This is a genomic window from Sphingomonas oligophenolica (assembly GCF_006438955.1).
Lineage (GTDB): Bacteria > Pseudomonadota > Alphaproteobacteria > Sphingomonadales > Sphingomonadaceae > Sphingomonas > Sphingomonas oligophenolica_A.
The window spans coordinates 91,053-104,799 of the sequence record NZ_RCZK01000002.1; the positions used below are offsets into that span (position 1 = coordinate 91,053).

The window sequence follows — 13,747 nt, forward strand, 5'->3', positions numbered from 1 at the left end:
CGACTTAAGCAGCCGCGATTTCGGATGCGTCGTTAAGCGCCAGCAGCGCGAAGCTCGCGAGCCAGTGGCTGCCCATATAATCGTCGGCGATGTGCGGCAGACTGGCGCGGATATGCGCGTTCGCCGTCGCCAGCGCCGGCGCATGAACGGGATGGCCTTCCCCCAGCGCGGTAGCGATCCCGCGCCATGCCCAGGCTCGGCTGAGATTCAGCCCGTCGAGATGCGCGATCTTGCCATCGGTGCGATCGGACACGTGCGCGGGTGTGAACAAGGTAGCAGGCGTGCCCCCTGCGGCGTCGGGCAGAAAACGGTCGAACCACGCGGCAAATTCGGCGCCGTCAATGATGCGCGACATCAGCAGTGCTTCGCTGAGCGCAGGCGACAAAAATTCGTCGCCGCCCGGCTCCCAGCCCTGGCAGTTCCGGTCGCCGCTGAACCACTCGCGGGCGCGGTCGGTGATCAACGTCGCCAGCGCGGGATCGTATCGCGCTGCCCATTCGTGCGCCAGCGTCAGCGCGAAGCTGGTGTTGAAATGCGTCCCCGTCCGGATCGGATAAGTGAGCTTGGGCAGATGCTCGCGAAACAGCGCGGCGAAGCGCTGCGCGAGCGGCTCCAACGCATCCGCCCAGGGCGCCCGATGCCGCACGGCCTCGGCGTGGAGTGACAGCAGCCATGCCCAACCATAGGGGCGCTCGAACCCCCTGCTATCGATCCGGTCGAGCCGCGCGCATTCGCCCGCGACCTTCTCGGGCACCAGCATCGCATCGGCGCGCGATCGGATCCCGCCCGCCTCCGCCAGGTCGGGAAACAGCCGCGCGATCCTGAGTATCTGCCACCAACCGTGCACGCAGCTATGCCAGTCGTAGCTACCGTGAAAGATCGGGTGGATCGCCGCGGGAGACGTGACGTCGCCCGGACCGGTCAGGACGAGATCGAGCTTGTAGGGATATTCGCGGCCCAGATGCGACAGCGTCGTGCGCGCGAATCCAGCGGCGAGATCGGGCGTCAGTGTCATCGGAACCCCAACCAATATAACAGGATGGTATTGACCGCGAGCAATGCCAGCGCCGTCGGCACCTGCGCCTTGATCACCGCGCTCTGGTCCTTGAGATCGAGCAACGCCGCAGGCACAAGATTGAAGTTCGCCGCCATCGGCGTCATCAGCGTCCCGCAAAACCCCGCCAGCATCCCGATCGCCGCGACCACCGCGGGGTCACCCCCGAACCGGCGGATCAACAGCGGCATGCCGATCCCCGCGAGCATCACCGGAAATGCCGCGAAGGCATTGCCCATCACCATCGTGAACGCCGCCATGCCGATCGCGTAGACCAGTACCGCGCCGACCAAGCTGCCGTCGGGAATGGCATGCCCCGCGATCCGCCCGACGACCTCGCCGACGCCCGACAGCGCGAACACCGCGCCGAGGCTCGCCAGCATTTGCGGCAGCACCGCGGCCCAGCCGACGCTGTCCATCAGCCGCACGCCCTCGACAAAGGGGGTCGCGGGGCGCGGACGCAGCCAGATGTAGCAGATCGCGAGCGCCGCGATCACGCCCATCGTCAGCGCCACCAGCGTCACCTGCTTGGGGTCGACGAGATCGGGAAACTGGCGGAACAGCAATGTCCCGATCAACGCCGTGGCGGGGATGAGGAGCGCGGGCACGAACAGGCGATTGCCGTACTTGGCGGCATTGGCCTCGCGCTCGACCGCAGCGGTCGGCGGGCGCGTACTCCGGCCCATCCAGCCGAACCCGGCGATCGCCACCAGCCCCAAGACGAGCACGCCGTTCCCGACATCGCCGATCCGGTCGCCGCCAAGAAAGCTCAGCGCGATCAAGCCGTAAAAGGCGGCGTTGCCCCACCGCCTGGAATGCTCAACATCCATGGCGCTCAGCAGCGCGAAGATCGCGAACACCACCCCCGCGACGGCGTAGAGAAAACCGCTCCCGATCATCGTGGCCGCGCCAGCCGCCGATCGAGCCACCACAATCGACCGCCGTGGATCAGCAGCGCCGCGACCGCGGTAGGAATCGCCCATAGCGACAGATGCAACGGCTGGATTGCGATGCCATAGCCTTCCAAGATGCCCTTCATCAGCAGGATCGATCCGATCGCGATGAAGATGTCCTCACCGAAGAACAGCCCGATGTTGTCGGTCGCCGCCGCCATCGCGGGGATCGCATCGCCGCCAGGCGGCACGCCCTGACGTTCGGCGGCGGCCTCCGCCATCGGCGCAACGAGCGGGCGGACCGTCTGTGCGGGGCCGGCGATCGAATTCAGCCCCAGCGCCGCCGTCAGTTGGCGGAACAGCAGATAGCCGATCAGCAGCCGTCCGACCCGCGCGCCTTTCAACCCCGCCACCAGCGCGCGCGCGCGCTCCTGCAAGCCATGGCGCTCGAGCAAACCAATGACCGGCAGCACGATATAGACGAGCGTGATGTAGCGGCTCGAATTGAACGCTTTGCCGAACGCGGCAAGGATCGCGACCGGATCGAGCCCCGCCGCAAGTCCGGTCACCGCCGCCGAGACCGCGACGACGAGCAGCGGATTGAAGCGGAGCAGGAAGCCCGCCGCGATCACCGCGATTCCGGCGAGCACCAACATCTAGTCTGTCGCTCCATAACCGCCGCCGCCCGGCGTCTCGATCACGAACACATCGCCCGGCATCATGTCGACCGAGGCAGTGGCGGGCAGTTCCTCGATACCGCCGTCGACGCGTTCGACCCGGTTCGCGCCGAGGCCGCCGTCCGCTCCACCCGCCAGCCCGAACGGCGGCACCCGGCGACGGTTCGAAAGGATGTTCGCGCGCATCGGCGCGAGGAACCGCATCCGCCTTGTCGCGCCGTCGCCGCCCTGCTGCGCGCCCGCCCCCCCCGATCCACGCCGGATCGCGAAGGATTCGAGCAACACGGGAAAGCGTTGTTCGAGGATTTCGGGGTCGGTGAGCCGACTGTTGGTCATGTGCGTCTGGACGACCGCGGTACCGTCGAACCCCGGACCCGCGCCGGATCCGCCCGCGATCGTTTCGTAATATTGGCGGGACGCGTCGCCGAAGGTGAAATTGTTCATCGTCCCCTGGCTCCCCGCCATCGCCCCGAACGCGCCGAACAGCGCGTCGGTCACGACCTGGCTCGTCTCGACGTTACCCGCGACCACCGCGGCGGGATACCGCGGCTTCAGCATCGATCCGTCGGGTACGCGGATCGTCACCGGGCGCAGGCAACCGTCGTTCATGGGTACGGGCGTGTCGAGCATCGTCCGCATCACGTACAGGCACGCGGCGCGCACGATCGGCAGCGGCGCGTTGACGTTGTCGCGCTGCTGCTCGCTGGTTCCCGCGAAATCGATCGTCAGCCGGTCGCGCTCGATCCGCACCGAAACGCGCACGGTCGCACCGGTGTCGGTCTCGTACGCGAAGTCGCCATCGCTCAGTCGCGCGATCAGGCGACGCACCGCGGCTTCGCTATGGTCCTGGACGTGCGCCATATAGGAGGTCACCACATCCGCACCGTAGTCGGCGACCAGCGCCAGCAAGCCGTCGGCCCCGCGCGTGCAGGCGGCCACCTGGGCGGCCAGGTCGGCAAGGTTCTGGTCGGGGTTCCGCGCAGGATAAGGGCCCGACGCGAGCAGATCCCGGATCGCCGCCTCGCGGAGCCGACCGTCGGCGACGATCGCCAGCCCGTCGAAGATGATCCCCTCTTCGTCGATGCGGCGACTATCGGCGGGCATCGAGCCCGGACTGGTGCCGCCGATGTCCGCATGATGCCCGCGCGCGGCAACGAAATAGGCGGGCGCGTCGGCGGCGCCCACGAACACCGGCTTGACGACGGTGATGTCGGGAAGGTGCGTCCCGCCGTCGTAAGGCGCGTTCAGCGCATAGACGTCGCCCCGTGCGATCGTCCCTGCGTGGCGGGCCAGGATCGCGCGGATGCTGTCGCCCATCGATCCCAGATGGACCGGGATATGCGGCGCATTCGCGATCAAATTGCCGCGCGCGTCGAACAGCGCGCAACTGAAATCGAGCCGTTCGCGGATGTTCACCGATGCCGCCGATCGTTGCAGCGCGGCGCCCATGTCGCTCGCGATCGCCATGAACAGGCCCGAGAAGATCTCCAGCCGGACCGGGTCGACCGTCGTCGCGATCGCGTCGCGGTGCTGCGTCCGTTCGCGTTCGAGCACCAGCGTGCCGTCCACGCCGACCCGCGCGCGCCAATCGGGTTCGACGACGATCGTCGCGACCGGATCGATGATCAGCGCCGGCCCCGTAACCTGCGCGTCGACCGCCAGCGTTGCGCGCTGATGAAGCGGCGCGGTGCGCAGGCGGCCCGCCATATGGATCGCCACCCGTTCCGGTGACCCAGCGTCGACGCGCTGTCGGGGTGACGGCAGCGCCCCGTGTGGCGTCGCACTGATCGCCTCGACGCGCAGCATGTCGATCACGAGCGCGGCATCGGTGTCGTAGCCGAACCGCGCGCGATGCCCGTCGGCAAACGCAGCGCGCATCGCGGCGGGATCACCCAGCGGGACGGCAATCGTCGCGTCGCTCGCGCGTGTCCGGATATGCGCCTCCGCGAGCGTCGCGATGCGATCTCGATCCACCCCTTGCGCCGCCAACGCCACTGCTGCCTCATCAGCCAGCCCGTCAGCGGATTCCTGCGTCGCCGTCTGGTCATCTAGTCCGATCCCCAGCGTCGCCTCGCGGACGACGCGGCGGTCGGCGAGCCCCATGCCATAGGCCGACAGAACGCCCGACAGGGGGTGGACCAGCACCATCTCGATGCCCAGCGCGTCTGCGACCAAACACGCGTGCTGCCCGCCCGCACCGCCGAAACACGCGAGTGCGAACCGGGTCACGTCGTGCCCGCGCGCCACCGAGACGGTGCGGATCGCATTCGCCATGTTCGCGACCGCGATCGCGATCATGCCCTCGGCGGCTTGCTCCGCCGCCATGGGTGTACCCATATCGGCCAACAACTCCGCCATCCGCGCCATCGCCGCGGTGCGGTCCAGCGGCTGGTCGCCCGCCGCGCCGAACACCGCGGGGAAGGCACCGGGCTGCAGCTTGCCGAGGATCAGATTGCAGTCGGTCACCGTCAACGGCCCGCCGCGGCGATAGCTCGCGGGACCGGGATCGGCACCCGCCGATTCCGGGCCTACCGCGAACCGCCCGTCGGCAAAGCGGCAGACCGATCCGCCGCCGGCCGCGACGGTGTGGATGCGCAACATCGGCGCACGGATGCGGACCCCCGCCACGACGTTCTCGTTGTCGCGCTCGAACGCGCCGGCGAAGACCGAGACGTCGGTCGAGGTGCCACCCATGTCGAACCCGATCACGCGATCGAACCCCGCCGCCGCGCTGGTCGCGGCCATTCCGACGATCCCGCCCGCAGGCCCCGACAGGATCGCATCCTTGCCGCGAAACGCGGATGCCGCGGCGAGCCCGCCGTTCGATTGCATGAAGAGCGGCGCGTGATCGCCGCCCAGCATCGCGGCAAGCCGCTCGACATACCGCAGCAGAACCGGCGACAGATAGGCATCGACCATCGCCGTGTCGGCGCGGCCGATCAACCGCGCGAGCGCCGAAACGCGATGGCTGACCGCGATCTCGACAAAGCCGATGTCCGCCGCGATGTCCGCCAGCGCCGCTTCGTGCGCGGTGTAGCGATAGCCATGCATCAGCACGATCGCGACCGCGCGCAGGCCGCGATCATACGCTGCTTGCAAGCCGACGCGAGCGACGTCGCGGTGGAGGGGCCGGTCGATCGTGCCGTCCGCCATCACGCGCTCATCGATCTCCAGCGTCTCCGCCTGGAGCGACGCCGCGCGATCGATCGCCCGCGCAAAGATGTCAGGGCGATCCTGCGTCCCGATCGTCGGCGCATCGCCGAACCCGCGCGTGATCGCGAGCAGGACCGGTTCGCCCTTTCGCTCGAGCAGCGCGTTGGTCGCGATCGTCGTGCCGATCCGAATATCCGCTGGCGGCAACGGCCCCTTGGCGATCCCGGTCAGCCGCCGGATCGCCGCAATCGCGGCATCCTCGTACGCGGGGTCTTCGGACAACAATTTGGCGGTGACGACCGCGCCATCGGGCCGCTGCGCGACCACGTCGGTGAAGGTGCCGCCGCGGTCGATCCAGAAATGCCAGCCCGTCGGTTCGGGATTCGTCATCGCGCCCCGTCGATGGATTTCGGCGTCAGGCGCATCGTGTAACTCCGGTTCGATTACGTCACCGTGGATCGCTGACGGCAAAACGGCAAGCTGCGATGCGACCGAACGCGTCTGTCGGGCCATCATCGGTTCGGCTAAGGTCGGTGGCGACACGCTGAAGGGAAATGGCGCATGATCGGTTGGCGATGGTTGATACCGGTGGGTCATGTCGCGTCGACCTTGGTCATGCTGCTCGCCGCGATCTCGATGGCAAGCGCGGCCTCGGCGCAGATCGCGGGTCAGCCGCTGCCAACCGGTCAGCGGCTGACCCCGCTCGCGGCGCCGGGCGCGCGGTTCGATTCGTTGGTCGCTCATATCGGGCCGAACCCTCGCTTCGTCACCGACGGTGCGGCCGCGGCGGCGACGAGCCCCGACGGGCGCGAGATGCTGGTGATGACGAGCGGTTTCAATCGCTATGCCGGAGCCGACGGCAAGATCGTGCCCGCCCAATCGGGCCAGTATATCTTCTGCTACGCGATCGACGCACGCGGCAGCCGATGGCTCCAGACGCTGACGGTGCCCAATAGCTATGGCGGGATCGCGTGGCTGCCCGATGGCAGCGGCTTCGTCGTCGGCGGCGGCCTCGACGACAACGTCCACCTGTTCCGGCGCGGCAAGACCGGCTTTGTCGAGACCGCCAAGCCGATCGCGCTCGACCACGCCGCGGGCAACGGGGCCGAGGTGAAGCCGCAGGCGGCAGGCATCGCGGTCAGCCCCGACGGCATCCGCGCGCTCGTCGCCAACTATTACAATGATTCGGTCAGCCTGATCGATGTGACGCGGGGCGTGGTGATCGCCGAACAGGACCTGCGGCCCGGCAAGATCGACCCCGCGATGGCGGGCACGCCGGGCGGCGAAAATCCGTTCGCTATCCTATGGACCGATCCGACCCATGCCTGGATTTCGGCGCCGCGCGATCGGCAGCTCGTGGAGGTCGAGATCGCGGCGAGCAGTGTTCGCGTCGTCGCCCGCGTCGCGACGATCGGCGAGTCGACCGCGCTCGTCGCCGATCCCGCGACGCGACGGCTGTATGCCACCGAGGACAATGCCGATCGGCTCGCGATGATCGATCTCGCCACTGGGCGGCTCGTCGGCGAACCGCGGCTGGGGCTTCCCGAAGCGATGGTCACTATCCCGCTCGCCAAGGGGTTCAACCTCAATGCGATCGCGATCCTGCCCGATCACCGGCTGCTCGTGACGATGGGCGGGATCAACGCGGTCGCGCTCGTGTCGACCGAGGCCGATGGCGATGCGACAGTCCAGGGGCTCGTCCCGACCGGCTGGTATCCGAGCGCGGTCGCGGTCAGTCGCGATGGCAAGCGCGTCTTCGTCGCCAACCGCAAGAGCCCGCCGGGGCCAAACCCGCACGGATGCGCCCCCGCGCTCGCGATCTATCGCGGCCAGCCCGACGCGTGTGGCGCCGCGAACCAATATATCTATCAGCTCGAAAAGGCCGGGCTGCTGCAATTCCCGATGCCATCGGCGCACGCGCTGGTCGCGACGACGTTGCAGGTCGCCGACAATATCGGGCTCGACGCCGCCAAGGGACGTACGACCGCCGAGGCGCGGATGGCCGCGGTGCGCGCGCGGATCAAGCACGTCGTCTTCATCATCAAGGAGAACCGCACCTATGATCAGGTGCTCGGCGACCTACCCGTCGGCAACGGCGATCCGCATCTCGCGATCCTGGGCCAGGCGCTCAGCCCCAACCATCACGCGCTCGCCAGCCAGTTCGTGACGCTCGACAATTTCTACGATTCGGGCGAACAATCGAGCACCGGCTGGACCTGGTCGACCGCGGCGCGCGTGCCTGACTTGCTCGAAAAGACCGCGCCGGTGAACTACGCGCGCCGCGGCCTCGCGTATGAATCGGAGGAAGCCGACCGCTTCGTCTATACCCAGCAGACGATGGCCGAACGCCACGCCACCAATCCGAAACTGTCGACCGATCCCGATCTGATGCCCGGCCCCGCGCTCCTCACCGCGCCCGATGGCGACAAGGACGACGAGCAGAATCACGGGTATCTGTGGGATGCCGCGATCCGCGCGGGGTTATCGGTGCGCAACTACGGCTTTTCGGACGCGTCGATCTACGATGCCGATGCGCCCGGCGCGGTGCCGCTGGTCCGCGAACCCGCCAATACCAGGACGCGGATCCACACCCCCGGCGATCGGCTGCTCGCGCCGCGCAGCGATCCCTATTTCCGCGGCTTCGACCAGAAGATGCCCGATTACTGGCGCACGCTCGAATGGCAGCGCGAATTCGCCGCCGCGGATGCGAAGGGAAGCGTCCCTGCGCTGACGCTATTGCGCCTCAGCCACGATCACTTCGGCGACTTCAAGGATGCGATCGACGGGGTGAATACCGTCGAGACCGAAATGGCCGACAACGACTATTCGCTCGGGCTGGTGATCGAGACGATCGCGCACAGCAAGGCCGGCGGCTCGACGCTGGTGTTCGTGGTCGAGGACGATGCGCAGAACGGCGCCGACCATGTCGATGCGCGGCGCAGCATCGCGCTGGTCGCCGGGCCGATGGTGAAGCAGCACGCGCTCGTCTCGACGCGCTACACGACGGTCAACGTCCTGCGCACGATCGAGGCGGTGCTGGGCCTGGCGCCGCTCGGCCTCAACGATTCGCTCGCCTCGCCAATGGCCGACATCTTCGATCCCGCGCTGACCGACTGGACCTTCACCGCCCGCGCCGCCGACGTGCTGCGCACCACGCAATTGCCGATCCCCACCGACCGCTTCGCACCGCGCGTGGCGCTGGCGGGATGCGGGCTGCGCGATGCGGCCTATTGGACCGCGGCGATGAAGGGGCAGGACTTCCGCACCGAAGATCACCTCGATACCAATGCCTTCAACGCCGCGCTATGGCGCGGGCTGGGCAACGGACCGCAACCGACGGAGCGCACCAACGACGATCTCCGAACGCAGCGCGCGGCGTTGCTGACGGCCACCCAACGCTTAGAAGCGTGCAAGCAATAACATGGTCGCGACATGTCGTTCACCGTATCGCATGAGCATGGGAGCCTTGGGATGACCGACACCGCCACGCTTCACCTCGCCGGAACATATCGCCGCCGGGTCGCCGCATCGCTGGCGCGGATCTGGGAGAATGTGTTCGACTGGGAGCATCTGGCGCATCTTCACGACGGCAGCTTCGCGGACTGTGTGCTGCTCGATCGTGGTTCGTGGGGGTGGCGCGTGGCGCTGACCCCGATGGGCGGGACCGCGCGGGAGATCGAAATGCGCGCGGATCGTGCGATGGGACGATACACCTCGACCACGCTCGACGGCGTCGGCACCGGCAGCAAAATCCGCGTGACACTCACGCCGCATGGAGCCGGATCGGTCGACGTGCTCGTCGCATTCCACCTGCCCGAAGCCAATCCCGGTCGGCTCGCCGCGTTGGGCGAGGCCTATGCCGCTGCCTACGCGCGGTTGTGGGATGAGGACGAGGCGATGATGCAGGCGCGCGAGCGGATGCTGGCGCGGCCAAACCGCATTGATCGAACCGCTCCCCCGCTCGATCTCGGCGACGAGCACCTCGTCCGGGCGGCGCTCCCGCTCTTTTTCGAGCTGGGTGGCGCGATATTTCGTCTGGTCCGGCTGAACGGCAATCTCGTCGCGCATGCGGCGATCTGTCCGCACTGGCTCGGACCGCTCGATACTGCGCCCGTCATCGACGGTGCGATTCGATGCCCCTGGCATGGCTATCGGTTCGATGTCGTCAGCGGACGATGCGCCGCGCATCCCGAGGTGCGGCTCGCCGCCGCGCCGTCGATCCGGATCGACGACGGACGCGTGATCGCGCGGCTGTGCTGAACCGCGCCGCGTTCACCACCGCGACGGTTTGCGTTGCCCCCAAGCCAAGCAAAGGACGGCTTGCGGAGTTGTCATGCTGACCGCCCTCCAGACCTGGTTCTTCGGACTCGGCGCGCGCTACGGCGTGGATCCATTCGTGTTCGGCGCGATCTATGTCGGTGCCATCCCGTTCTTCCTGTTGTCGATCGGCTGGTTGGTGACGCGGCTGCGCGCGGGTCGATCGATCGTCCTTCCCGTCCTGTGCGCCGGTTTCTGCTTCATCTCGGCCTATCTGTATCTCGCGGTCGTCGGACACGACATCCCAGTCTGGGTATGGGCGGCGCTCGGCGTGCTGGTCGCTTATGGTGCCGTTTCCACGATCCGGGATGTCCGCCGACGCGCACGTCCCTGATCGCCACTCGGCAAGGATCACGGCGCGTGCAACGGTCCGGCGGGGCGCGCGTGCAGCCGTCTTTACCGGACCCACGACATCCGCAACTGGATGTGATTACCGGATATGCGGATAGCGCTCGCCAAGGCGGGCGTGCAGACCCACCGCCCAGCGGATTCCGACCGTGAAATAAATCCAGTTCGCCTTCCACTCCCCCCACGCCGCGACGCGCCGGTCGGAGGTCAGGATGATGCGGTTGACCAAGCGAACGCGGCCGAAGCGCGCCATCTTCACACACAGATCGGCCTCTTCCATCACGCTCATGCCGGGGTCGCAGCCCCCCGCCGCGAGGAAATCGGCGCGGCGAAAGAACATCGCGTGATCGCCGAACAGCAGCCGGACGCCGCGGAAGAACAGATGCGGTCGCAGCAGCAATGGCGCGTACCAGGTCTTGATCCAGTTATGGAACGATGTCGCCCAGCGCACCTTGTCCGGCCCGCTGAGCAACGGCGTGAACCCCGCCAGCGCGATCCCCGGATCGGCGAGCGTCCGGCGAATCACCGCGATCATGTCGTCGGGCGGTTGGGTGTCGGCGTGGAGGACGCAGACGATCGTGCTGCCGGCCGCATCGACCCCGCGATTGATCTGGCACGCGCGGCTCTGCTCGTGATGCTCGATCACGGTAAACCCGAACGCGCGTGCGATATCGGCGGTGCCGTCGGTACTGCCGCCATCGACCACCAGAATTTCGTCAGGCGACGGATCGAGCGCGGCGATCAGGCGCGCGAGCCGTGGCAAGGTCGTCGCCTCGTCGAGCGTGGGGATCACGACCGCTACGGTGTCGGTCATGGCGCGATGAGGTCCGGCCACCGCGCCAGATCCTCGGGCCGGTCGCAATCGGCCAGTTCGGGGAGCACGACCGGATCAATCCCGACGGCATGGAGCCGCGCAACCGTCTGCTGGAACACGGCGTCGGTGCTCCAGGCGATGCCCTCGAATATCTGCGGCACCACGCGCGCCAGTCCGAGCAGCCAATAGCCGCCATCCTCTGCCGGGCCGATCACGGCGGGCGCGTGCGCGAGCGCGTCGGCGGCGTTACGTAGCAACACAGGCGTTACATCCGGCGCATCGGCACCGATGACGATCGTCGGATAGGGCGGTGCGGCCCGCGCCAACCGTTGGCCGAGATCGCCCTCGCCCTGATCGACGATATCGGCCACGCCGAGCCAGTCGGCGAATGTCGCGACCGCAGCGCCGGTGACGCGGATTTCCAGCACCAGCCCCGACTCGCGGACTGCCATTATCGTCCGTTCGGTCAGCCTCCGGTGCAACGCCGCTGCACCCGCGGCGCCGAGCGCGGGGATCAACCGGGTCTTCGCCTTGCCCGGTTCGGGATAGCGGGTGAACATGACGACGCGCGGGTCCATGCCCGGTCGATAGCCGGGTTGGGCAACCATGCCTATCGTCGACTGTTATGCCTTCATGCCCAGACCACGTGGTGACCGAACCCTGATGATCGCAAGCGGCGCGGCGCTCGCTGGAGCCGCGCTGACGCTGTTCTTCGCCGAACGCAAGCGCCCGCTGCGTCGGCCCACCCAAGTCGAACCGGCGCGCAGCATCGCCAATCTCGCACTCGGCGCGATCAGCATGGCAACGGTCGCGCTGGTCGAAATGCCGCTCACGCGACCGCTTGCTGCGCGTGCCCAGCGCGACCGGCGCGGCGTGGTCCAGATGATGCCGCTCCCCGACTGGCTGCGCGATGCGGCGGCGGTGCTGCTGATGGATTATACCATCTACCTCTGGCACATCGCGACCCATAAGGTGCCGTTGTTGTGGCGCTTCCATCTGGTCCATCATATCGATCTCGATCTCGATACGACCACCGCGCTGCGCTTTCACGGCATCGACATGGCGATCTCCGCGCCGGTGCGCGCGGCGCAGGTGGCGGTGATCGGCGTCAGTCCGCGCGCGCTGGCGATCTGGCAGCGCTGGTTCTTCATCTCGGTCCTGTTCCACCACAGCAATCTGCGATTGCCCGAACGCTTCGAACGTCTGCTCGCCCGCTTCGTCACAACGCCGCGAATGCATGGCATCCACCACAGCGCGGTGCGCAGCGAGACCGATTCCAACTGGTCGAGCGGATTTGCGCTCTGGGATCATCTCCACCGAACCTTTCGCCTCGACGTGCCGCAGGACAAAATTTCGATCGGCGTCCCCGCCTATCGCGACCCAAACGCGCTGCGGGTGCTGCCGTCGCTAGAGATGCCGTTTGGCCCGGAGCATGACGCCTGGTCAGCGTCGCCGGTCAGGAATCCAACCGCGATACAGTGATCGATCAGCCGCTTGAGGTACGCGAACCCGGTGGGTGGACAGGCAAGACCGGTCAGCGTCTGGAACCGGGCATCGTTAAAGCGCGGGGCGCGCTGGAAATAGCTGCTGTATCGTCCCGCAACGCGGGCATAGAGGCGGCGTTCGAGCGCTGGCAGCGCGGCCAGATCGAACGCCTCGGGCGCGGTCAGGGTCGGCGCGTTGAACTGAGGGTAGCTGGCGATCGCGGCGGCAAAGGTGGTGACCGGCACGGGCTGCGCGGAGACCAGGTGAAAGCGCCCGCCCGCCGCCGCCGCCATGGTTTCGGCCAGCGCAACGATGCCCGCCGCGACGTGATCGATCGGCACGAAATCGATCGTCGCATCGGCGGTCGCCGCCATGTGACGCACGCGGCCCTCCGCGATCAGCTTGAAAGCGGCATAGGTGGTGTCGAAGCTACGGATCGCGCCAGTTCCTGAATCGCCGACCACCACGCTCGGCCGCGCGATCGCCCATCGTAGTCCGCTGGCGGCGACCAGGGCCTCGCCGGCCGCCTTGCTCGCCTCATAGCCATTGGCGAAACCCGTCGCGGGCAAGGCATCATCCTCGCCGATCGTGCCGCCGCGTGGTCCGCAGACATAGGCGGTGCTGACGTGAAGGAACGCCATTCCCCCCGCCTTCGCCACGCCAAGCGCGTTGGCGACACCGCCGATATTGGTCACGCGATAGTCAGCCTCGGCAAGGTCGAACCGCGTCGTCGCGGCGCAGTGGATCAGCAGGTCGTGATCGCCGACGGTCGCTGCAGATAGCCCCAGTCCAGGCTGGGTCACGTCGCCGGGCAAGATGGCGTGTAGCGCCGGCACCTGCCCATCATTGCCAAGCACATCGGGATTGCTGTGGACCATCGCGCTGATCCGGTGACCGCGCGCGCTGAGCCGATTGGCGACCTCACCCCCGATCAGGCCTGCTGCGCCGGTGATGAGAATCCGCATTCTTCGCTCATGGTGCAACGATCGCATTGGTGCAAACGTAT

The 13,747-nt window shown here is 67.5% G+C and carries 11 protein-coding genes; 4 read left to right on the top strand and 7 right to left on the bottom strand.

Annotated elements, in window-relative coordinates; all coding sequences use genetic code 11:
• Positions 1 to 4: 4 nt before the first annotated feature.
• The 4 genes from EAH84_RS03115 to EAH84_RS03130 are packed head-to-tail and all read right to left on the bottom strand — an operon-like array spanning position 5 to position 6,167.
• Positions 5 to 1,015: a DUF2891 domain-containing protein gene (locus EAH84_RS03115; protein WP_140867561.1), complete on the bottom strand. Its 1,011-nt coding sequence runs from the start codon at positions 1,013 to 1,015 to the stop codon at positions 5 to 7.
• The gene (locus EAH84_RS03120) at positions 1,012 to 1,953 is read right to left on the bottom strand and encodes a DUF979 domain-containing protein (RefSeq protein ID WP_140867564.1); all 942 of its coding nucleotides are present in this window, start codon (positions 1,951 to 1,953) and stop codon (positions 1,012 to 1,014) included. The genes EAH84_RS03115 and EAH84_RS03120 overlap by 4 nt, the downstream gene beginning before the upstream one ends.
• Positions 1,950 to 2,603 carry a DUF969 domain-containing protein gene (locus EAH84_RS03125; RefSeq protein WP_140867567.1) on the bottom strand — a complete coding sequence of 218 codons (654 nt, stop codon included), beginning with the start codon at positions 2,601 to 2,603 and terminating at the stop codon, positions 1,950 to 1,952. Before EAH84_RS03125 ends, EAH84_RS03120 begins: the two co-directional genes overlap by 4 nt.
• Positions 2,604 to 6,167: a hydantoinase B/oxoprolinase family protein gene (locus tag EAH84_RS03130; RefSeq protein ID WP_140867570.1), complete on the bottom strand. Its 3,564-nt coding sequence runs from the start codon at positions 6,165 to 6,167 to the stop codon at positions 2,604 to 2,606.
• A 171-nt stretch (positions 6,168 to 6,338) separates the two neighbouring features.
• Between EAH84_RS03130 and EAH84_RS03135 the strand changes: the two genes are divergently transcribed.
• From EAH84_RS03135 to EAH84_RS03145, 3 genes are all read left to right on the top strand, one after another.
• Positions 6,339 to 9,197, top strand: a complete 2,859-nt coding sequence (locus EAH84_RS03135) for a hypothetical protein (RefSeq protein ID WP_241656431.1) — start codon at positions 6,339 to 6,341, stop codon at positions 9,195 to 9,197.
• A 51-nt stretch (positions 9,198 to 9,248) separates the two neighbouring features.
• Positions 9,249 to 10,037: a Rieske (2Fe-2S) protein gene (locus EAH84_RS03140; protein ID WP_161978319.1), complete on the top strand. Its 789-nt coding sequence runs from the start codon at positions 9,249 to 9,251 to the stop codon at positions 10,035 to 10,037.
• A 73-nt stretch (positions 10,038 to 10,110) separates the two neighbouring features.
• Positions 10,111 to 10,428 carry a hypothetical protein gene (locus EAH84_RS03145; RefSeq protein ID WP_140867576.1) on the top strand — a complete coding sequence of 106 codons (318 nt, stop codon included), beginning with the start codon at positions 10,111 to 10,113 and terminating at the stop codon, positions 10,426 to 10,428.
• A gap of 96 nt (positions 10,429 to 10,524) precedes the next feature.
• Here the strand turns inward: EAH84_RS03145 and EAH84_RS03150 are convergent, their stop codons facing one another.
• Positions 10,525 to 11,256, bottom strand: coding sequence for a glycosyltransferase (locus tag EAH84_RS03150; RefSeq protein ID WP_140867579.1), 732 nt, complete (start codon positions 11,254 to 11,256; stop codon positions 10,525 to 10,527).
• On the bottom strand, positions 11,253 to 11,864 hold the full coding sequence (locus tag EAH84_RS03155; protein WP_241656432.1) for a TIGR04282 family arsenosugar biosynthesis glycosyltransferase: 612 nt from the start codon (positions 11,862 to 11,864) through the stop codon (positions 11,253 to 11,255). Before EAH84_RS03155 ends, EAH84_RS03150 begins: the two co-directional genes overlap by 4 nt.
• Positions 11,865 to 11,919: 55 nt before the next feature.
• Here EAH84_RS03155 and EAH84_RS03160 point away from each other — a divergent pair, with 55 nt between their 5' ends.
• Positions 11,920 to 12,738 (top strand): sterol desaturase family protein, encoded by an 819-nt coding sequence (locus tag EAH84_RS03160; RefSeq protein ID WP_206663928.1) that lies wholly within the window; start codon positions 11,920 to 11,922, stop codon positions 12,736 to 12,738.
• On the opposite strand, the gene EAH84_RS03165 is transcribed toward EAH84_RS03160, so the two are convergent.
• The gene (locus tag EAH84_RS03165) at positions 12,627 to 13,706 is read right to left on the bottom strand and encodes an SDR family oxidoreductase (protein WP_140867582.1); all 1,080 of its coding nucleotides are present in this window, start codon (positions 13,704 to 13,706) and stop codon (positions 12,627 to 12,629) included. The genes EAH84_RS03160 and EAH84_RS03165 overlap by 112 nt on opposite strands.
• Between the last annotated feature and the right edge of the window lie 41 nt (positions 13,707 to 13,747).